Below are 20249 nucleotides of genomic sequence, written 5' to 3'. Positions count from 1 at the left end.
CTCCATCGGCGGCTAGGAGTGCAGCGGCAGCGTACGGCGCAACTCGGCCGCCTTGTCGGCGCTGACGAACCGGCAGGTGACCGATCGCGGTGACCGTCCCACCGACCTGGCGATCCGTATCCACGTCATCGAAACTTGAGCAGGTCCGGCGCGGACGAGAACCCGCCGCCGCCTCCCGACCCGGTGAACGACCGCGCGGCGTTCGTCCCCGGCCCGCCGTTGAGCACGGCGCCGGCGTCGAGGTTGCGTACGCCGTCCACCCGGCTGCCGTCGTTCTGGTGGATGTACGGGTGCGCGATCCGGCGATCGGTCAGCCAGGCCGGGCGCGTGTAGTACGCCGAACTCGTCATCCCCGCGGGACGGAAGATGCTCCGCTGGACGTACTCGTGGAACGGCAGCCCGCTGATGGTCTCGACGATCTCGCCGAGGATCATCATGCCGGTGCTGCTGTACGAGTTCTTGCTACCCGGGACGAAAGCCGGCGTGACCTCGCGGGAACGTTGGCGCAGGAGCTTCGTCTCCTCCTCGACGCTGTTTGTGACCTGGGTCCGGTCAGGCTCCGCGAAGTTCGGCAAGCCCGCTGCTCGGCTGCCGATTGAGGGGAGGACATTGGCATCTATCCTTCCAAGAGCGCGCAGCAAACACCTGGTCGGCGACCAAGTTCTGCCGGCACCTCGTCACTGCGGCGACGTACCGGCCATGCAGATAGATGCAATCCCTTCAGATGTTTCCTGAGCCTTTCCAACCGCGCCCTCCGGTTGGCGGGTGCCGATTATTCATCGTCCAGATCAAGCGGCCGTTTCCACAGGTGACGCGCGGCGGATGCAATCGGTGCCGGCCGCCACGCCGTTCCTTCTGAGGTCGCCTGCTGTCCGGCCCCCTAGTCGGGCTGGGCGCGACGCGGACGGCCTCGCCGGCTTCTACCTGGCCGTCCGTGCGGCGCGGCTCCCACCAACCGAGGCGTTAGCGGTCGGATTTGCTGACGCCTTTCAGGACGGGCTTTCCCAGTCGGCGCCGAACTCCGGGATCCGCAGGAGCGCGAATGGAGCTCCGGTGGGAGGATGCCGAGCCCCCGCAACGCTCCGCGTATTTGTCTCCTCTGCCGCGGGAGGCGACCTGGAGCGCGGCGACGCTCCAGGTCGGCTCGGACTAAGGCTGGACGGTGAAGGTGTATGTCTTCTGGCCAGTGCTGATCGCCGTACCGCCGGAGGTGGTGGCGGTGACTTCGAAGACGACGGTGTAGGTGCCCGCCGCTTCGAAGGCCCAGTTGGCGTGGGAATGCGTTGACACCGGGATCGACCGGGTGTCGGGCAGTCCGTTGCCGCTGTCGAACCAGACGGTCGGAGTGCCGAGCGCGTTGGTGGTGTAGACACTCACGTCGGCGGGTCCGGCAACCGACACGAGCTTGACGGTGACGGCGTTCCCCGAAAGCACGCCGCTGGGTACGTCCTCGGTGCTGAACCCGGGCCAGACGATCCCGCTCGCCTGCGTTTGCGGAAGGATCCAGACCGGCGATCCCGGCGTACCGAGGAACGCGTACGCGGAGTTCGACGGCACCGTGGTCTTACTGGTGGAAACGGCGTTGAGTACGACGTCGGCGGGGTTCCGGTCCACGGCCGGGGTGACCGTGCCGTCCTTCAGGTCCAGGGTCAGGGCGGACCCGGTCCAGTCGACGTCGATCGCGTCCACGTGACCCGAGGAGATTGTCGTCGCGGCCTGGGCCGGGGCAACCGTGAGGACCAGAGCGGCGAGGCCGGCGATCAGGCTGCCGGCGAGCCTGCGGGCCTTCACAGTCCGACCTTGAAGCAATAGGTCGCGATGCTGGAGGTGATCTTCTTGCCGGTGGCGGCGAGCGTGCCGCTGACCCGGACCTTCAGCGTGTAGTACCCGGGCGCCTCGAACGCCCAGTTGGCGTGCTGGTGCCCGCCTGCCGTGGTGCTGACGGTGTCGGGCAGGCCGTCGCCGCTGTCGGCCAGGATCGTCGGGGTACCGAAGGCGTCGGTGGTGAAGATGCTGACGTCGGCCGGTCCGCTGACGCCGACCAGGTCGACCTTCAGTGCGTCGCCGGTGAACGTTCCGGGCGGTACTTCTTCGGCACCGATGCCGGGCCAGAGCAGGTCGGGGTCCTGGACCTGGGGCAGTACCCAGGCGTGGCTTCCCGGCGTACCCAGGAAGCGGTACGCCGGGTCGTCGGGGACGGTGATCTGCGCCGACGGCTTCGCGACGAGTTGCACCTCGGACGGCGTGTACTCGACGGCATGCGCTTCGTCGTGGACGTGGACGTGGAGCGCGCCGTTCTCGTAGGCGATGCCGACAACGTCGACATGTCCTTGGTCGAGTACTGCCTTCGATGCGGCATCGGCCGGCACGGTGCCTGACGCCGTGATGCCGGCCAGCGCGAGGACTGCCGTGACCGGCAGTGCCACGCGATAGGGCTTGCGCATGGAGTTCCTTTCGGGTTGGACGGAGTTAGTTGGTATTCACCCGAGCCGCCGCTGGGCCGCGGCGGGAGAGTAGGCCGTGCCGGGGCGCGAACACCCAGCACGCGATGAACACCGCGGTCGCGGTGAGCACGATCAACCCGCCGGCAGCGAGGTTGAACGCGTAGGACAGGTAGAGTCCGGTGAGCCCGGAGACCGAGCCGACGAGTGGGGCGATCAGCATCATCACGCCGATCCGGTCGGTGAGCAGGCGGGCGCAGGCGGCCGGGGTGATCAGCAGCGCCAGGACGAGAACGTTGCCGACGGCCTGGATCGAGATGACGATCGCGACAGTGACCATCGCGTACAGGGCGAGGTCGAGCCAGAAGATCGGCAGCCCGGCCGCACGTGCCGTCTCGCGATCGAGCCCGACCGTGACGAACTCCTTGTGCAGCGCGCCGGTGATCAGCAGCAGTACGGCGCCTGCGACGGCGACCGTGACGACATCGCCGGTGCTGATCCCCAGTACGGAACCGAACAGGAACGACTCGAGCGATCCGCCGTACCCGGGCGCGGTGCTCATCACGACGATGCCGAGGCCGAAGGCGGCGGCGAAGAAGACACCGATGACGGTGTCCTCCTTGAGCCGCCGGTTCTGTGCGAACACCGCCACCGACAGGGCGGTGACGAGTCCCGCGACGATGCCACCGAGGACCAGGCTGGTCTTGAGCACGAACGCGATCGCGATGCCGGGGAACACCGAGTGCGCGACCGCGTCACCGATGAACGCCATCCCGCGCAGCGCGACGTGACTGCCGATGACACCGCAGACGACACCGGACATCAGTACGACGAGGAACGCGCGCTGCATGAACACATGCGTCCAGGGTTCGGTGAAGAACTCGATCATCGGGTCACTCCCAGACTGTGCAGCAGCTGCTCGGATCGTGCGACGCCGAACGCCCGCAGCCAGACCGCCGGGTCGCGGAGCTCGTCCGGCGAGCCGTCCGCGACAACGGTCTGGTTGAGCAGGCACAGCCGGTGGCAGGTGTCGGCAGCAGCCGGAAGGTCGTGGGTGGTCATCAGAATGGCTGTACCTTCGGCCGTCAGGTCGCGGAACAGCCGGGTGAGGATTTCCTGAGTCGGTACGTCGAGTCCGGTGAACGGCTCGTCCAGCAGCAGGAGCTTCGGCCGGAGCGCGAGGGCCCGGGCGACGAGAACTCGTTGCCGTTGGCCACCGGACAGCTCGCCGATGGGACGGGTGGCCAGATCGGTGAGGTCCGCGCGTTGCAAAGCCTCGGCTACGGCCTGCTGGTCGGCGGCGCCGGGGCGGCGGAGCCAGCCGATGCGATGGGTACGGCCAGTCATCACGGCAGTCCGGACCTGGACGGGATAGTCCCAGACGAACTCGTGCCGCTGGGGGACGTAGCCGATGGTGCCCCGCGCTTGCGTCGGTGTCTTGCCGTCGATCGTGATCGTACCGGCACGGACCGGGATCAGGCCGAGCAACGACCGCAGGAGGGTGGTCTTGCCGGCACCGTTCGGCCCGATGAGGCCGACCTGCTCGGAGCCGTCCACCTGGAGGTCGACGTCATGCAGTACTTGGCGGCCGGCGAGCTCGACGGCGAGGTTAGTGACTTGGAGGACGGTCATCGGCGTCTCCTCAAGGCGACTGCCGCGACGGCGATTGCGGCAAGTACGGCGAGCAGGCCGCCGCCGGCGATCCATGGCAGCGCGCTGCGGTCGTCAGACGTCGCCGGTGCATCGGCGGCGGGTGATGCTGCGGGGGTGGGAGCCGCTTGGCCGGCCGCGAAGGCCGCGCGAGCGTCTCCGTCACCGGCGTACAGGCGGAGTGTGCGGCGATCGGTGACCTGCCGGCCGTCGGTGAGTTTCGCGGTCATCGCGATCTCGAGCAGATAGCTGCCTGGGGCATCGAAAGTCCAGTTGCCGTGCACGTGGGTGTTGACGTCGATGCCGGTTTGCTGCGGATATGGTTTGCGGCTGTCGAACACCGGCGATGGTTTGCCGAAGTCGGAGTTGAGGAACAACGTGAACGTGCCCGGCCCTTGCATGCCTTCGAGGGTCCAGGTCACGTCCCGATCGACGCGAGCGGTGACCTCTGGGTCCTGTGTGTTCCAGCCGGGCCAGACGACGCCTGCCTGCTGGACCTGAGGGATCACCCAGATCTTTTGCCCGGGCTTGCCGAGGAACGTGTAGGCGGGGTCGTCGGGCACCGCGACTTGGGTCTTGCCCGTCGCATGCAGGACGACGTTGTCGAGCGGCTGCCAGACCGCCGGGTCAGCGGTGTCGTCGCGGAGCTGGATCGTCCAGGCGCCGTCGACGAACCGCGGCCCGAGGTCGACGTGTCCGTCGCTGATGACAACTTGTCCGGTTGGTGGCGTGGCTACCGGTGCCAGGGCCAGGAGGAGGGCGGCGAGCAGTTTCATCGGGCGACTCCTAGGCAGCGCTGCAGCTCGTCGGCGTTGTGGCGCATCATCGCGACGTACGAACGGGCGTGCTCGTCGAACGTGTCGCCGTACAGCGAGCAGACCTGGACGCTCTGGTCGTGGGCGACCTGGATCAGCACCGAAGCGCGCTGTGCGAGGTTCGGTTCGGTGAAGACGGCTGGGACCTTGAGGTTGCGGATGGTGTCGGACAGTTTGCGGACCTGCTCGACGCTGGGCTCCTGGGCCGGGTTCGGTACGACGAATCCGGCGACGGTCATGCCGTACGCCGAGGCCAGGTAGCCGAACGCGTCGTGGGTCGTGATCAGCTGCCGGCGCCCCTCGGGGATCGTGGTCAGCTTCGTCCGGACGTACCGGTCGAGGTCGTCCAGCTCGCGAAGGTACGCCTTGGTGTTGGCGTCATAAGTGTCCTTGCCGTCGGGGTCGGCGCTGGTCAGGGTGTCGCGGATCAGTTGGACGTAGGCCTTGGCGTTGGCGACGTCCTCCCACAAGTGCGGGTCGATCTCGCCGTGGACGTGCTTGCCGAGGACGGCCTGCGGGAGTTGATGGAGCTGTGTGCCGGGTGTGCCGAGGAAGGCGAAGCGCTGGTCGTCGGGAACTGGGACGAGAGCCTTGTTGGGTACGTCGATCACGACTCGGCCGGCCGCGACCTGGGTCTGGGTGGCGCCGGGTTTCTTCGTGTCGGAGTACGCGTAGACCTGGCCGCTGTCGAGGTCGACCGTCAGGTCGGTGTGGCCCTCGGCGAGTACCGTCGCGGGACCGCCGTCCGCGGGCTTGACGGTGTGCGGTTCGACGCCGACCGCGAAGGTGAACGTGCCCTGTCCGAGCGGCTTGCCGTCGAGGCTGCCCCGCAGCGTGAGCCGGTAGGTGCCGGGCTTGGTGAAGGCCCAGTTCAGGTGTGTGTGCGCGGCCGGTGGGAGGGTTGTCGTGTCGGCCTGGCCGAGTCCGTCGGTCGAGTCGAAGTACTTGTCGGGTTTGCCGAGTGACTCGGTCAGGTAGGCGACCAGTTGGCCGGGTCCCTCGAGTTTCGTGGCGGTGAGTTCGATCGACGATGTGCGGGTCGCGCCGCGGGCCTTGCCGTCGCCGCGGACCCGGAGGCCGAGCCACAGCACGTCGAGGCCGATGTTCTCCACCAACGGGATCACGTGCGCGCCGTACGACTCGGCGGCTTCGGCGAGCGAGACGTTCGGCGCGTCCTTGTCAGAGTTGGCGTCGATTGTTTTGATCAGCGCCTGCGGTTCGAGGAGCAGATGATTGGTAAACGTGACGTCAGCCTTCGCGACGCGCTTCGCGTCGGCCGGTCTGGGTTCGTACGAGTGCGGGTCGCCGCCGGCCGGGACCAGCGACGACGCGTTGACCCGGTCGGCGCCGACATGCTGCACGAGGTCGGCGAGGATCTCGGTCGTCGTGACCACGTTCAGCCGTCCGCCGGCATCAGCTTGGGCCGTGCATCCGGTGAGGAGTAGCGCGGTGGTGGAGAGGGCCGCGATCAGGGTGCGTTTCATCGTTCACCCCGGCGGGTGGCTGCTACGAGTACGACGCCGACCACGAGAACGACGGCGCCGGCCACGATCCAGCCGAGCCCCGCCTCGCCGCCGGTCGCCGCGAGCTTGCAGTTGCCGGCCGACAGAGCGTCGCCGTCCGACGCGGCGCCGGCGGCCGAGACGGTGCCTGCGGCCGAGACGGTGCCTGCGGCCGAGACGGTGCCTGCGGGCGTGGTGGTTGCTGACGTCGGTGCGGCGTTGAGCGAGCGGGCGCCGCCGGAGCTGCCGACGCTGAAGGTGATGGTCGCGGCGTCCGTGGACTTCTTGCCGTTGGCAAGGGTCGCGGTGTGGGTGAACGTGGCGTGGTAAGTGCCCGGCTTCGTGAACGCCCAGTTGCCGTGGGCATGGGTGCCGAGCGGGATCCGGTAGGTGTCGGGCAGGCCGTCGGCGGAGTTGAAGATGACCTTCGGCTGGCCGAACGAGTCGAACTCGAACACCGCTAACGTCCCTGGGCCGGTCAGCTTGTCGAGGCGCCAGTCGACGCCGCCGCCGGCCACCTGGGTCGCTGTCAGTTCCTCGGTGTTCCAGCCGAGCCACACCACGCCGGACTTCTGCGTCTGCGGGATCTGCCAGATCGGCGTCCCGGCCGCGCCGAGGAATGTGAAGGCGCCACCGGGCGCGGTGGTGGCGGCGGCCGAGGTTAGCCGAACGGTCACCGACGCCGGGTCACGCCAGATCGGCGTACCGCCTTGCGTGCCGTCCTTCAGCCGGGAGGTGAGCGAGCCGCCTTCCATTCGTACGGCGTAGTCCGCGTGGCCGTTGGTGAGTGTCGTGCCCGCTGCCTGCGATTGCGTCGTGGTTGCCGTGGTTGGACGGCTTGTGCTGGTCGACCGGGTGCTGGTCGGAGGGGGTGTGGTGATGCACGGGCGCAGGGACGAGGCTGGCCGCGGCTGGTTGTCCGAGGTCGGCGCAGCGCTCGGTTCGTTGGTCGGGGCGATTGTGGGTTTTGTGGTCGGCGGCTGGTGGGTGGGGGTCGACGTCGACGGTGGTGCTGGGTCAGTGATCGGTGAGGTCGTGGGTGTCGTGGTCGGCGTGGTTCCGCCGGGGCAGAGGGCGCCGAGGTCGTTGCCTACGACAACCGGCAGGGTGGCGGTGTCGGTCAGGTGCCGGCCGGACTTCGTCGTGGCGGAGTAGGTGAAGGTGAGCTTGTACAGGCCGAGCTTCGTGAACGCCCAGTTGCCGTGGGCGTGCGTCGGTCCGGCGAGGCTGATCGCCTGCGGCAGCTTCTTGCCGCTGTCGAACGAGATCAGCGGCTGACCGAACTGGTCGAACTGGTAGACCGCCAGCTTGCCCGGCCCCACGACCTGGTCGAGCGACCAGCGAGCCGGTCCGCTCAAGGTGCTGTAGTCGACGGACTCGGTGTTCCAGCCGGCCCAGAGCAGGTCCGTTGCCTGTGTCTGCGGGATCTGCCATACAGTCGCCCCGGCCGGGCCGAGGAAGCGGTACGACGCCGACGCGGGCACCACCTCGTCCGCGGATGGTTTCACCTGGAAGGCAACCGTTCCGGGGTCACGCCAGACCGCCGTACCGGTGGTGCCGTCCTTCACCTGGAACCGCAGGGTGCTTCCGACCGTTCGTGCGGCGACGTCGACGTGGCCGACAGACAGAACCGTGGTGACGCAGGCCGGCGGCGTCGGTGTGCTGGTCGGAGGAGTGGTAGAAGGACTCGCGGACGGTGTCATGGGCGGTGTCGTGGTCGGAGGCGTTGTCGTCGGGGGTGTGGACGGCGGGGTTGTCGGGGGCGATGTCGGCGGTGTTGTCGGTGGCGTGATCGGTGGTTCGTACGGGCCGACGACGACGGTGTACACCACCGGACCCGAGCTGACCGCCGTACCGGCCGCCGTCGTAGCCGAGGCCTGGAACGTGAGCTTGTAGGTACCGAGCGCGCTGAACGACCAGTTCGCGTGCACGTGCCGTCCGATCGGCTGATGGACGGTCCGGTACGCCGGGTCGGCCGAGCTGAACAGCCGAGGCACGACCCCGGTGAACTCGTCGTAGTTGAAGAACACCTCGACCGCACCAGGACCCTGAGCGTCCACGAGCGTCAGGTCGACGGCATCGTCCTTCAGTTGGCCGGCCGCGATCGTCTCGGTGTCCCAGCCGGGCCAGATCAGCTCGGGATCCTGCGACTCCGGCGCGATCCACACCGGGTCACCCGGCTTGCCGAGGAACGCGAACGCCGGAGCCTCCGGCAGTTCGACCCTGGCGGATCCACGATCCTCCAGGTTGAACACCAACCCGGCCGGATCCGCCTCCCGGTAGTCCCCGGTCCCGATCCGGGTCGCCAGCTTCAGCGCACTTCCGTCGTACGTCGTGTGCAGCACGTCGGCATGCACCGCGCGCAGCACCTCGGGGGCCGCAGCCTTGGCGGACCAGGGAATCAGCAACGGCAGACAGCCGAGCAGCAGACAGACGGCAGCGGGCAGCAGGCGGATTCTCAGGTGAGTGGCGGTCACGACCGGAACCTTAACTGAATCGACAATCATTTTCAGCAAGCGCTGAGCGCCGGAGGCTGAACGGCGCGGAAAACTCGCCGCCGGACACCGGTAACCGGTCGGGTACGCGGCCGCCGCTTGCGCGCAGATCCATTCGGCGATAATGATAACGGTTGTCAGTTTCCTTCCGCTCGTCAGATTGGCCCGGCTCGTGAACCGCAGATCGATTGCCCTTCCCGCCGTACTCGCCGCCGTCGCGGTGGGGCTGAGTGCGTGTTCCTCGGGCGGTGATTCCTCCGCCGCGACAGGCTCCGGCTCGGCCTCGATCAAGGTCGTGGCCTCGACCGATGTCTGGGGCGATCTGGCCGCCAAGGTGGGCGGCGACAAGGTGCAGGTCACGTCGATCATCACCAGCCCGGATGCCGATCCGCACGAGTACGAGACGAGCACCCGGAACCAGTTGGCGCTGTCCGATGCGACGGTGGTGGTTGAGAACGGCGGCGGGTACGACGACTTCATGGACCGGATGCTGAAGAGCGCGAAGAACAGCTCGGCGACCGTGCTGAACGCGGTGACCATCTCCGGCCACAAGGCCGAAGGCGGTGCGCCGCTCAATGAGCATGTGTGGTACGACTTCCCGGCGGTCGTCAAGGTGGTCGACCAGCTCGAGCAGACCTATGCGAAGGCCGACCCTGGAGCCGCGTCGACGTTCCGGCAGAACGCGGCCGGGCTGAAGCAGAAGCTCGACGGCTTGGTGCAGCGGGAGGCCGGGCTCAAGCAGAAGTACGCCGGTCAGCCGGTGGCGATCACCGAGCCGGTGCCGGTCTACCTGCTGGACGCCATCGGGCTGCAGAACAAGACGCCGGAGGCGTTCAGCGAGGCGGTCGAGGAAGGCAGCGACGTGCCGGCGAAGGTGCTCAATGAGACGCTGCAGCTGTACAGCAACCACGAGGTGAAGCTGCTCGCGTACAACGCGCAGACCGCTGGTCCGGAAACCGGCAAGGTGCTGGCCGCGGCCAAGCAGTACGGCGTCCCGGTCGTACCGGTGACCGAGACGCTGCCGTCCGGCAAGGACTACGTCGGCTGGATGTCGGCGAACTTGGACGCAGTCGGTACCGCGCTGGGGCAGTGATGGACACGGACGTCGTACTCACTGTCGAGCGGGCTGCGCTGCGTTTCGGGCAGCGGATGCTCTGGAAAGACCTCGATCTGCAGGTACGGCGAGGTGAGCTGATCGCCGTCCTGGGGGCCAACGGGTCGGGCAAGTCAAGCCTGCTGAAGGTCGTTCTCGGCCAGTTGCGAGTGTCGTCCGGGACTGTGACGGTGCTGGGCTCGACTGTACGCCGGGGCGACCGGCGCATCGGCTATGTACCGCAGCAGCGGCTGGCCCCCGACGGGCTGCCGCTACGCGGCCGGGATCTGGTGGCGCTAGGCATCGACGGTCACCGGTGGGGCATCTCGCATCCGTCCCGGCGGCGTCGTCAGCAGGTGAACCACCTGCTGGCGTCGGTCGGAGCCGAGACGTACGCGAGTGCGAGCCTGTCATCTCTGTCCGGCGGCGAGCAGCAGCGGCTGCGGATCGCGCAAGCGCTGGCGGCCGACCCGCAATTGCTGCTCTGCGACGAGCCGTTGTTGTCGCTGGACCTGCCGCATCAGCGCCTGATCTGCGACCTGGTCGACCAAGCGCGGCACCGCCTGAACCTGGGTGTCCTGTTCGTCACTCACGACATCAATCCGATCCTGGACAAGGTCGATCGGGTGCTCTACATCGCCAACAACCGCTTCCGGATCGGCACGCCGGACGAGGTGATGACCAGCGAGGTGCTGACCGACCTCTTCGACGCACCCGTCGAGGTGATCCGGCACAAGGGGCGGATCCTGGTGGCCGGCATCCCTGACCAGGATCCGTATCACCATCCGGCAGACGCGCTCGACGGAGAGAAGGTGCTGCGGTGATGGCGCTGGACACATCGCTGTGGTCGCAGGTCTTCAACTTCTCGGACTATGCGCAATTGCTGCCCCTGTTGAAGAACTCGATCATCGCGTGTGCCGTGCTCGGCGTGATGGGCGGCATGATCGGCGTTTTCGTGATGATGCGCGACATGGCGTTCGCGGTGCACGGCGTCAGCGAACTGTCCTTCGCCGGTGCGGCGGCCGGCCTCTTGCTGGGGACCGGGGTGGTCACCGGATCGCTGATCGGTTCGATGATCGCGGCGCTGGTCATCGGGCTGCTGGGTGCCCGGGCCCGGGATCGCAACTCGGTGACCGCGGTGTTGATGCCGTTCGGCCTCGGGCTCGGGATCTTGTGCCTTGCTCTCTATCACGGGCGGGCGGCGAACAAGTTCGGCCTGCTCACCGGGCAGATCGTCGCCATCGACGACCCTCAGATCACGTCGCTGATCACCATCGCCGCCATCGTGGTCGCCGGACTCCTGCTGGTGTGGAGACCGCTGCTCTTCGCCAGCACCGATGCGGATGTCGCCGCAGCGCGCGGGATTCCCGTGAACCTGCTCTCGGTCGTCTTCATGATTCTGCTCGGCCTCGCGACCGCGGTCTCGGTCCAAATCGTCGGCGCGCTGCTCGTCCTGTCGCTCCTGGTCACCCCTGGGGCGGCCGCGCTCCGGGTCTCCGCCTCACCGGTCGTCGTACCACTGCTCAGTACCGTCTTCGCGCTCACGTCGGCCGTCGGCGGAGTCCTGCTTGCCGCCGGCAGTTCGGTCCCGATCAGCCCTTACATCACCAGCATCTCGTTCGTCATCTATGTGACGTGCCGCGTCGTCGGCCAACGACGACCCCGCCGATCCCGCACCATGTCCGTCGCCGCCGTGGCGTAAACGATTTAGCGACTGAGGCGTCTCCGAGATTTGCTACCCGTAGGCGGAAGCGTCGGCGACGTTCTAGTACTCGCCGTAGACCTGGACCCTGGTGCCGATCGGGGTGTCTTGGAAGATGTGGTGGATTTCGGGGCGGAGGACGCGTACGCAGCGGTGGCTGGCGGGGTAGGGCTTGATCAGGGAGTTGACGCGGGAGCCGTGGAGGGCGATGCCAGGGCGGTCCTTGAGGAAGTACAGGGAGTCGTACATGTACGCGTCCTCGTACAGGCTGCTCTCGTGGGCGCCGGCCCATTTGCGCCACACTGTGCCAGTGCGGTTCGGGGTCTCGTACCCGGGTGCGCCGGTGGAGATCCAGACGATCCGTTTGTAGGTGTTCCCCACGATCTGGTACAGGATCTGGCAAGTTTTGTTGACGTAGATGCCGGGGGAGCGGGTCGGTGCCGGGCGTTTGGTTGCGTTGAGCACCGAATACGCGTCGTTCAGAGTGAGGCCGGCGCGGCTGACCGGCAGGCCGTTGGTTTCGCGCCACGCACAGAGCGCCTGTTTCGCGCGGGCGGTGATGTCACCGTCGATGTCGCCGACCGGGTACCCGAGTTTGTCCAGCTGCCGTTCCACCCGCAGCGCGTAGTACTCCGGCTTCTGCTTCACCCTGGCCTTCGGAACCGTCGGCTTTACAGTCGGGGCGGTCGGCTTGGACGTTGGACTGACAGTCGGGTTGGCCGTCGTACTGGGTGTGCTGCTGGTGGATTGTTTCGGCGACGGTGACGGCTCGCTCGCGGCCACGTCCGAACAGCCCGCGAGCACGACCGGCAGCAGGATGGCACCGGCAACGAGAGCACGTCGACGCGACACGGGTTCCCCTCTCCTCAGCGATTTTCAATGTCGCAGAGTCACACCCGTTGAGCGCGCAGCGACCCGCCGAGACTAGTCGGCCAGAGGTTCCCGCGCCGCCTCAGAACGTGTTCCCGTCACCGAACCGTTGCCGACCTCGGGCGCCGGATCATCGCGCAGCCTGCTGTACAGGTACCCGTCGCGCATCCGCCCGCCCCGGAACTCGCACCCCCGGATGACCGCTTCAAGCCGGAAACCCGCCTTTTCCAGGGCCTTCTGCTCGGCGCGATTCTCCGGATGCGTCGCCGCCTGCACTCGGTACACCGGCGTGTGCTCGAACAAGTACGCCGTCAACAGCGCCTGCGCCCGCCACCCGATCCCACGCCCGCGGTGCTCCGGCAGCAACGCGATCCCGATCTCCCAGTAGTTCGTCCGGCCGTCGAACGTGCCCGTCCGCCAACTCACGAACCCCGCGGTGTCGGCTCCGGCGGTCACCATCAACCGCCCGCCGTCCGTACCGAGGAACCCGTCGACGGCGAACTGCCGGCCCGGCGCTTGCGCGTCCCGGAATCCGTTCCAGTCCAGCCCGACCAGCCCCGCCTCGACCGCGAACCGCCGGAACAACCCCAAATCAGCTTCCGCGACAGGCCTCAACCCAACATCCACAACCGCCAGCGTAGGCCCGGGTAGTGCTACGGCCGGGTGGGAGTTCTACAGGCCGAGGTCGCGGAGGAATTCCGGCTTGTACGCCTGCAGCACGACGTACCGCGGGTCCGGCACCTCCATGTCGGCGTTCTTCGCCGCGTCACCCGCCGGATCGTGCGGTCCGACCGGAACGCTCGGGTCGGTCCACTCCTGCTCAGCCGGATTCCACCGAGTGATCGTGTACGTAGCCGCGAGCTGATCCGCCGACACCAGGTCCTTGGCGGTCCGCTCAGCTTCCTGCGCGTCCTCGAGCGTGTGCGTGTACATCAGCATCCGATGCCCGTCCCGGGTCACCGTCACCTGACTCCCGAGCCGCTTCTGCGCGTCATCATCCAGATCCAGCGCCCGCAACCGCTCCCACACCGTCAACCCGTGCTCCATACTCCCGAGCACAACCTCGACCCGAAACTCCTCATCCGCCATGCGCCCACCCTACCGAGCGCCCGGCGATGCTCCGGACAGCGACGCCTGAGAGGTGTGACAGGTGAATCGAAAAGTTTCGATCGACTACAGTTCTTAGTTATGGAGCTGAGGCACTTGGAACATTTTGTTGCGGTGGCCGAGCAGAAGCACTTCACGCGGGCCGCGGAGGCGATGTCGATCTCGCAGTCCGGGTTGTCCGCGTCGATCCGGGCGCTGGAGCGGGAGCTGCGGGCGTCGTTGTTCGTCCGGAACACCCGGAGCGTCGAGCTGACCGAGGCCGGGCGGGCGTTGTTGTGCGAAGGACGGCGCGCGCTGGCGGCAGCCGAGGCAGCAAAGGACGCGGTGGCCGCGGTGCAGGGGTTGATGCGCGGGCATCTGACTGTTGGGCTGGAGCAGTGCCTCGGCGTGGTCGACGTACCGGCGTTGCTGGCGAAATTCCGGTCCGCGTACCCGGGCGTGGAGATCGAGGTACGCCAGGCCGGTTCGACGCCGATGCTCGACGAGGTGGCGTCCGGGCGACTCGACATCGCGTTCGTCGCGACGGCCGGTGATCCGGTCGACGGTCTTGATCTGCGGCCGTTGTCGCGGGAGTCGATGGTGCTGGTCTGTTCGCCGGATCATCGCCTGGCCAAGTCCAGCGGGGTTTCGCTCGATGAGCTTGCGGGGGAGTCGTTCGTCGACTTCGATCCGACGTGGGGCGCGCGGGCGATCTCGGACCGGGCGTTCATGTCGGCTGGGGTTGCGCATCCGGTGACGATCGAGGTGAACGACGTCCACACGCTGCTTGCCCTGGTAGCGCATGATCTCGGCGTGGCGCTCGTACCCGAACGAATCGCGGCCAAGCGCGGCGATCACATCACCGTGTCGCTGGCACCTGGGTCCGCCGCCGACTGGCAGGTCTCCGTCGCCGTCCCCACCGGCCCGGCCGCCTCGCTGGCCGCCGACGCCCTGATCGGCATGCTCCCGACGACAGCGGGTCACAGCTAACCGCAGGCGGTCGACGAGCTGCCGTGGCGTCGGTCGGCGGCGCGCGGTTCAGGAGGCGTACTGCAGGTTGGCCGCCGCGATCCGGTCGCCGCGGACGGTGAAGTGGTAGTGGGCTTCGAACCCACCGGTACCGCCTGGCGCCCAGTGCACGAGCAGTTTCTGACCGTCGGCGCGGCGTTCGACGATGCGTACGACGCGCAGCGCCCCGCCGACGACTTCGTTCCGCGCCCAAACCCGGATCGCCTTGTCGCCGGAGATCGTCCGCGACACGTCCACGATCTCCCCGTCCGGATGAAACGCCCGAACGATGCCGTCGAGATCGCCCCGATTCACCGCATCCACGTACACCTGCACCGCCGGAAGCACGTCACGCGCCGTACCCGCCTCAGCCGACGCACCCGGCGTACCGCTGGGAGAACCCGATCCGGCACCCGGCGCACGGGAACCGGAGTCAGCGCATCCGGCCAGCACCAAACCCATCGCGACCGCAACCATCCGCATCTTCACAGCCCTCCTCCCCACGAACCTCCGCCTCGCCAGCGCGATCCCCGCGCGAGTTCCCCAGGTCCGCGGCCTCATCGGGCGTCCTGCAGCAGCGTCGCGCCGACCGGTGTCAGGTTGGCGAGCACCGCATCGATGCGCTCCAGCAGGTCCGGATCCAACGCAACCTCGCCCGCTGCCAGATTCTCCGCGATATGCGCCGGTGTCCGGCTCCCAGGAATCGGCACCACCGCCGGATCTTGATGCAACAACCACGCCAACGCCAACTGACTACGGGTAATCCCAGCCTCTGCAGCCAATGTCTCCAACGCCCCATAAGACGCGTTGTTGACCCGCAAACTCTCCGCATCAAATCGCGGCGCATTGGCCCGGAAATCCCCGTCCTCCAACGCCCGTACGGTGCCCGTCAGGAACCCAGCGCCAAGCGGACTCCACGGCACCACGCCAACCCCCAGCTCCCGCGCTACCGCAAGCAAATCAGGATCAACCGGCCGCCACATCGACCATTCGGTCTGCACCGCGGCGATCGGATGCACCGCGTACGCGCGCCGCAACTGCTCCGGCGTCACATTGCACACCCCGAGAAACCGAACTTTGCCCTCGGCAACAAGCTCGCCCATCGCCCCAACAGTCTCCTCGATAGCCACTTGGGGATCGGGAAAATGCAAGTAATAAAGGTCGATCACGTCCGTACCAAGATTGCGCAGGCTGTTCTCCGCGTACCCGCGGACATAGCGCGGCTCGGCATTCACCAACAGTTCTTCGAACGCGTACCCGACCCGCACCGCATGCGCCTCAGCCCCATCGGCAAGCGCGAGCCCGAACTTGGTTGCCACCGTCACCTGATCGCGCCGCCCGCGGATCGCCCGCCCGACCAGCTGCTCGTTGTGGCCGCGTTCGCCGTACGCGTCGCTGGTGTCGATGAAAGTACCGCCGGCGTCGATCGCCGCGGTCAGCGCCGTGTCCGCGCGGGCGTCGTCGATCGGCCCGTACATGCCGGGGGAGAGCACCATCGCCCCGTACCCGATCGCTGGTACGTCGAGCCCGCCGAGCCTGCGTGTGGTCGTCATGCGGACAGCCTCGGGCCCGACCCCTGGGCACGTCCAAGAGCTGTTGGTATAACCGTCGGTTATGGACGCGAACCTGCGGGAGCTGAGGTACTTCGTCGCTGCCGCCGAGGAATCGACCGTGACCGCGGCGGCGGAGCGGCTGTTCGTGTCGCAACCAGCGTTGTCCAAGCAGCTTCGCGCGCTCGAACGCCGGCTCGGGTTCACCCTGTTCGATCGCGGGCCGCGTGGTCTCGCGCTGACCGCACAGGGGCAGGTGTTGCTGCCGGTCGCGCGGGACGTCCTCGCCGCGTGGGACACCGGGTACGCCGAGGCGCGTGCGACCGTACAGCCCGAGATGTTCGTGGTGGGCATGCAGACCGCCGTCGGCCGCGACCTGCAACGGCCCGCCGTCGCGCGCTTCCGCGCCCAATGCCCCGGTTGGCTCGTCACCCTGCGCCTGGTCGGTTGGGACGATCCGACCGCCGGCCTGGCTGACGGCACCAGCGACGTGGCATTCGTCTGGCTGCCGATCGCCGCCGAGTACGCCACCCGCGTCCTGCGCAGCGAACCGCGCTGGGTCGCGCTGCCCGCCCGGCATCGGCTGGCGGAGCGCGCCGAGATCCCGTTCGCCGAACTCCGCGACGAACCGTTCATCGCGCTCCCCGCGAGCGCCGGCCCGCTGCGTGACTTCTGGCTCGGTACGCCCACGCGCGCCGACGGCCGCCCACCGTACGTCGCCGCCGAAGCCACCGCCGCCGACGAGGCTCTGGAGCTCGTCGGCGCCGGCGTCGGCCTCGCGTTGATTGCCGAAGGCAACACTCGCTTGTACGCGCGTCCCGACCTGATCTTCCGGCCGGTACCGGACTTACCGCCGGCCGAGCTCGCGCTGGCATGGCGCGGTTCGGACCAGCGGGAGTGCGTCCGCGAGTTCGTCGCCGCCGTCGACTACCAGGCGTAGTCCTCCGGGGCGGTCTTGTAGCCCGGGAAGATCTCGTCGAGCCGGTCCAGTGCCTTGTCGTCCAGCTTGATGTCGACGGCGCGTACGGCCGACTCCAGCTGCTCCAGCGTGCGCGGTCCGACAATCGGACCAGTCACCGCCGGCTGGTGCAGCAGCCAGGCCAGGGCCAGTTCACCCGGTTCATGCCCAAGTTCATCCGCGAACGCCTCGTACTGCTCGATCTGCGGGCGCAGCCGATCCAGCGTCTCTTTCGCGCGACCCTCAAGGCGCCGTACGCCCTCGTTCTCCTTGCGGATCACACCGCCGAGCAATCCGCCGTGCAAGGGCGACCACGGAATCACACCCAGCCCGTACGCCTGCGCCGCCGGAATCAATTCGCGCTCGACATCACGCTGAATCAGGTTGTACAGCGACTGCTCACTGACCAGACCGTTGAAATTGCGCCGCGCCGCCGCTTCCTGGGCCTGGGCAATGTGCCATCCGGCGAAGTTGCTCGACCCCGCGTACAGCACCTTCCCCTGCTGCACGGCGACCTCCATCGCCTGCCAGATCTCGTCCCACGGCGTATTCCGATCGACATGGTGGAACTGGTACAGATCCACGTAATCCGTCTGCAGCCGCTTCAGCGAAGCATCCAGCGCCCGCCGGATATTCAACGCCGACAACCGGCTGGTGTTCGGCCAGTCCACCCCCATCTCCCCGTACACCTTGGTGGCCAGCACCGTCTTCTCCCGATTCTGCCCACCCTTCGCAAACCACTCCCCGATGATCTCCTCGGTCCGCCCCGGATAAATGGCCCGCCCATACCCATTGGCAGTATCAAAGAAGTTGATCCCCACCTCATGCGCCACATCCATAATCCGATGCGCATCCCCCACCTCAGTCAACGGCCCAAAGTTCATCGTCCCCAGTACAACCCGCCCAACCTTCAATCCCGTACGCCCAAGCTGAGTAAAGTCCATACCCCCCAACCTCCATCCGCCACGGCAGGTTGTCCAATATGAGAATCCGCACAGTCCGATCAGTACAACTTCTGACCACCCGGCCCGCCGCCTGAACAGCGGCCTGCTTCCGGCTGGCGGGTGCTGGTACGTGTTCGGAAAGTAGTTAGGTCCAGCAGCGGCGGGCGTCCCTGCTCCAGGCGCCACCAGAGGCTAAGCTCTGCCTGTTCGGTCCCTTGGCAGAGTGGAAGCAGTCGGCATGAGACGCGCCGAGTCGGTGCAGTGCAAGCCCAGAGGTCTGGGCTGCGCTAGCGCACCGAAGCTCCCTGCCGTGTGCCTGCTCGTGGATTTGACCGGGCTAAAGTCCCATCTCTACACTCGAACAAATGTTCGAACTACGAGGGAGGTCGTCTCGTGAGTTCATTGCGAGTGGTGGAGATCTGCGCTGGAGCTGGTGGCCAGGCTCGCGGGCTAGAGCTCGCGGGTTTTGAGCACACGCTAGCTGTCGAGCTGGACCCGATGGCGGCGGCGACCTTGACGCTCAACCGCCCCAAGTGGCGGGTGGCTGTCGGCGATGTCGCCGACCCGAGTGTGTGGAATCCGGAAGAGTTCCGCGAGAAGGTCGATCTTCTCGCTGGTGGCGTGCCCTGTCCACCGTTCTCCATCGCTGGCAAGCAGCTCGGTGCGAACGACGAGCGAGACCTCTTTGCCTGGGCCGTCGAGCTCACTGACACCATCCGCCCGCGCGCTCTCATGCTCGAGAATGTCCGCGGCCTATCCGCACCGCGCTTCTCGGCCTACCGGCAGCATGTTCTCGACCGTTTGAAGGAGCTCGGCTACGTCGCGGACTGGCGCCTGCTGCAGGCCTCCGACTACGGAGTCCCGCAGCTGCGTCCCCGTTTCGTGCTGGTCGCACTCAGGGAAGAGGACGCGTTGTACTTCAGCTGGCCTGAAGCAAAGCCAGACGCGCCAACGGTTGGCGCGGAACTGAAGGAACTCATGGCCGCCAACGGGTGGGAGCATGCAGACGATTGGGCTCTCCGCGCCAGCAAAATCGCTCCGACGATCGTGGGTGGATCGAAGAAGCATGGCGGTGCCGACCTTGGCCCCACTCGCGCGAAGCGCGCCTGGGCCGAAATGGGTGTCGACGGGATGGGCGTCGCCAACGAAGCGCCCCCGGCTGGTACGCCGAAGGGCTTCAATCCAAAGCTAACGGTCGAGATGGTCGCACGGCTGCAGGGCTGGAGCGAAGAAGACAACTGGCAGTTCGCCGGGCGCAAGACGTCAATGTATCGCCAGGTCGGCAACGCGTTCCCTCCGCCGGTTGCCAGGGCCATTGGCGAGCGAATCGCTGCTGCGCTCAATCATGAAGGTGAGCCGCGGGCACAGGAACCTGAGGCCGTCGCTCACGACAAGGTCTATCGAGTTCTGCGCGGATCATCAACCCCGCTGACGCTGGACGAGATCTATGAGCAGCTCGGACAATCGCTCCCGCACGCCGAGATTGAGGTTCGGCTGAAGCATCTGATGCGCGATTTCAACATGCATCGCGACACGAACGACTCCGGCGATGAGACCTTCCAGCTCGGTGACTTCCGTGCGTTCATCGGCCAGGATGACCATGTCCGGCACGAATATCTAGCTCAGATGCGGTCGAAGGTCAGCTAGCCCGCCGCTCGCCGCCGAGTGCGGCAATGACCTTCGCCACCGCGTCGCTGACACTCTCGTGTTCCCAGATACGCACGACCGACCACCCATCGTGGATCAATGCGGCGTTGGCCAACCGGTCCCGATCGACATTCCGCTGAAGCTTTGGTGACCAGTACTGCGAATTGACAGCCGGCTGCCGTCCATGTTCCGGGCAGCAATGCCAAAAGCAGCCATCGACGAAGACCGCGACCTTACGTGCAGTGAACACGATGTCGGGCCGCACCCGCCGGGCCGACGTGTAGATGCTGAGGTCTTTCCGGAAGCGATACCCGCACCGATGCAGAGCCGAACGAAGCCGAACCTCCGGCTTAGTATTCACCCGGCGGATCGCCTGCATATTCCTGGAACGACCCGGTGTCGTTGCGGTGGGTACGTGTGGCGGCTGCTGCATGGCCATGCAGTGTAGCGTCGGCAGCTGGAATGAAGAGCGCTGCGATGATCCTTTC

The 20249-nt window shown here is 67.1% G+C and carries 21 protein-coding genes; 6 read left to right on the top strand and 15 right to left on the bottom strand.

All coding sequences use genetic code 11. The annotated features are described in order from the left end of the window. Nucleotides 1–125: 125 nt before the first annotated feature. The 8 genes from ABD260_RS05440 to ABD260_RS05405 form a co-directional block, all read right to left on the bottom strand. Nucleotides 126–575: a serine hydrolase gene (locus ABD260_RS05440; protein ID WP_344232215.1), complete on the bottom strand. Its 450-nt coding sequence runs from the start codon at nt 573–575 to the stop codon at nt 126–128. A gap of 574 nt (nt 576–1149) precedes the next feature. After that, on the bottom strand, nt 1150–1791 hold the full coding sequence (locus tag ABD260_RS05435; RefSeq protein WP_344232214.1) for a choice-of-anchor M domain-containing protein: 642 nt from the start codon (nt 1789–1791) through the stop codon (nt 1150–1152). Beyond that, nucleotides 1788–2444: a choice-of-anchor M domain-containing protein gene (locus ABD260_RS05430; protein WP_344232213.1), complete on the bottom strand. Its 657-nt coding sequence runs from the start codon at nt 2442–2444 to the stop codon at nt 1788–1790. The genes ABD260_RS05435 and ABD260_RS05430 overlap by 4 nt, the downstream gene beginning before the upstream one ends. A 25-nt stretch (nt 2445–2469) precedes the next feature. Next, nucleotides 2470–3330, bottom strand: coding sequence for an anchored repeat-type ABC transporter permease subunit (locus ABD260_RS05425; protein ID WP_344232212.1), 861 nt, complete (start codon nt 3328–3330; stop codon nt 2470–2472). Then, the gene (locus tag ABD260_RS05420) at nt 3327–4073 is read right to left on the bottom strand and encodes an anchored repeat-type ABC transporter ATP-binding subunit (protein WP_344232211.1); all 747 of its coding nucleotides are present in this window, start codon (nt 4071–4073) and stop codon (nt 3327–3329) included. Before ABD260_RS05420 ends, ABD260_RS05425 begins: the two co-directional genes overlap by 4 nt. Continuing rightward, a complete protein-coding gene (locus ABD260_RS05415; protein ID WP_344232210.1) occupies nt 4070–4867 on the bottom strand; it encodes a choice-of-anchor M domain-containing protein in 798 nt (265 codons plus the stop codon). Before ABD260_RS05415 ends, ABD260_RS05420 begins: the two co-directional genes overlap by 4 nt. After that, nucleotides 4864–6390, bottom strand: coding sequence for an anchored repeat ABC transporter, substrate-binding protein (locus tag ABD260_RS05410; RefSeq protein ID WP_344232209.1), 1527 nt, complete (start codon nt 6388–6390; stop codon nt 4864–4866). Before ABD260_RS05410 ends, ABD260_RS05415 begins: the two co-directional genes overlap by 4 nt. Further along, on the bottom strand, nt 6387–8885 hold the full coding sequence (locus tag ABD260_RS05405; protein ID WP_344232208.1) for a TIGR03773 family transporter-associated surface protein: 2499 nt from the start codon (nt 8883–8885) through the stop codon (nt 6387–6389). The genes ABD260_RS05410 and ABD260_RS05405 overlap by 4 nt, the downstream gene beginning before the upstream one ends. Before the next feature lie 190 nt (nt 8886–9075). Between ABD260_RS05405 and ABD260_RS05400 the strand changes: the two genes are divergently transcribed. The 3 genes from ABD260_RS05400 to ABD260_RS05390 are packed head-to-tail and all read left to right on the top strand — an operon-like array spanning nt 9076 to nt 11698. Beyond that, on the top strand, nt 9076–9996 hold the full coding sequence (locus ABD260_RS05400; protein ID WP_344232207.1) for a metal ABC transporter solute-binding protein, Zn/Mn family: 921 nt from the start codon (nt 9076–9078) through the stop codon (nt 9994–9996). Next, nucleotides 9996–10820 (top strand): metal ABC transporter ATP-binding protein, encoded by an 825-nt coding sequence (locus ABD260_RS05395; protein WP_344232206.1) that lies wholly within the window; start codon nt 9996–9998, stop codon nt 10818–10820. Before ABD260_RS05400 ends, ABD260_RS05395 begins: the two co-directional genes overlap by 1 nt. Next, nucleotides 10820–11698 (top strand): metal ABC transporter permease, encoded by an 879-nt coding sequence (locus tag ABD260_RS05390; RefSeq protein ID WP_344232205.1) that lies wholly within the window; start codon nt 10820–10822, stop codon nt 11696–11698. Before ABD260_RS05395 ends, ABD260_RS05390 begins: the two co-directional genes overlap by 1 nt. 63 nt (nt 11699–11761) lie before the next feature. On the opposite strand, the gene ABD260_RS05385 is transcribed toward ABD260_RS05390, so the two are convergent. The 3 genes from ABD260_RS05385 to ABD260_RS05375 form a co-directional block, all read right to left on the bottom strand. Further along, entirely contained in the window at nt 11762–12550 is a 789-nt protein-coding gene (locus ABD260_RS05385; RefSeq protein ID WP_344232204.1) for a L,D-transpeptidase family protein, read from the bottom strand. A 72-nt stretch (nt 12551–12622) separates the two neighbouring features. Then, nucleotides 12623–13195: a GNAT family N-acetyltransferase gene (locus ABD260_RS05380; RefSeq protein WP_344232203.1), complete on the bottom strand. Its 573-nt coding sequence runs from the start codon at nt 13193–13195 to the stop codon at nt 12623–12625. Nucleotides 13196–13240: 45 nt separating this feature from the next. Then, nucleotides 13241–13657: a hypothetical protein gene (locus ABD260_RS05375; RefSeq protein ID WP_344232202.1), complete on the bottom strand. Its 417-nt coding sequence runs from the start codon at nt 13655–13657 to the stop codon at nt 13241–13243. 99 nt (nt 13658–13756) lie between these two features. Between ABD260_RS05375 and ABD260_RS05370 the strand changes: the two genes are divergently transcribed. Further along, nucleotides 13757–14644 carry a LysR family transcriptional regulator gene (locus ABD260_RS05370; protein WP_344232201.1) on the top strand — a complete coding sequence of 296 codons (888 nt, stop codon included), beginning with the start codon at nt 13757–13759 and terminating at the stop codon, nt 14642–14644. A 48-nt stretch (nt 14645–14692) separates the two neighbouring features. Here ABD260_RS05370 and ABD260_RS05365 read toward each other — a convergent pair whose 3' ends face one another. After that, the gene (locus ABD260_RS05365) at nt 14693–15145 is read right to left on the bottom strand and encodes a nuclear transport factor 2 family protein (RefSeq protein WP_344232200.1); all 453 of its coding nucleotides are present in this window, start codon (nt 15143–15145) and stop codon (nt 14693–14695) included. A 74-nt stretch (nt 15146–15219) separates the two neighbouring features. Further along, nucleotides 15220–16215, bottom strand: a complete 996-nt coding sequence (locus ABD260_RS05360) for an aldo/keto reductase (protein WP_344232199.1) — start codon at nt 16213–16215, stop codon at nt 15220–15222. A gap of 61 nt (nt 16216–16276) precedes the next feature. Here ABD260_RS05360 and ABD260_RS05355 point away from each other — a divergent pair, with 61 nt between their 5' ends. Next, a complete protein-coding gene (locus ABD260_RS05355; RefSeq protein ID WP_344232198.1) occupies nt 16277–17152 on the top strand; it encodes a LysR family transcriptional regulator in 876 nt (291 codons plus the stop codon). Here ABD260_RS05355 and ABD260_RS05350 read toward each other — a convergent pair. Continuing rightward, complete coding sequence (locus tag ABD260_RS05350; RefSeq protein WP_344232197.1) at nt 17140–18114, bottom strand: aldo/keto reductase; 975 nt, start codon at nt 18112–18114, stop codon at nt 17140–17142. The two genes, ABD260_RS05355 and ABD260_RS05350, sit on opposite strands and share 13 nt — an antisense overlap. Before the next feature lie 393 nt (nt 18115–18507). Between ABD260_RS05350 and ABD260_RS05345 the strand changes: the two genes are divergently transcribed. Further along, entirely contained in the window at nt 18508–19761 is a 1254-nt protein-coding gene (locus ABD260_RS05345; protein ID WP_344232196.1) for a DNA cytosine methyltransferase, read from the top strand. Here ABD260_RS05345 and ABD260_RS05340 read toward each other — a convergent pair. Beyond that, nucleotides 19754–20200, bottom strand: a complete 447-nt coding sequence (locus tag ABD260_RS05340; RefSeq protein ID WP_344232195.1) for a very short patch repair endonuclease — start codon at nt 20198–20200, stop codon at nt 19754–19756. The two genes, ABD260_RS05345 and ABD260_RS05340, sit on opposite strands and share 8 nt — an antisense overlap. Nucleotides 20201–20249 lie beyond the last annotated feature (49 nt).

The sequence above is a fragment of the Kribbella hippodromi genome, assembly GCF_039531045.1.
GTDB classification, from domain to species: Bacteria; Actinomycetota; Actinomycetes; order Propionibacteriales; family Kribbellaceae; genus Kribbella; species Kribbella hippodromi.
This window is presented reverse-complemented; position numbering and strand designations above follow the sequence as displayed.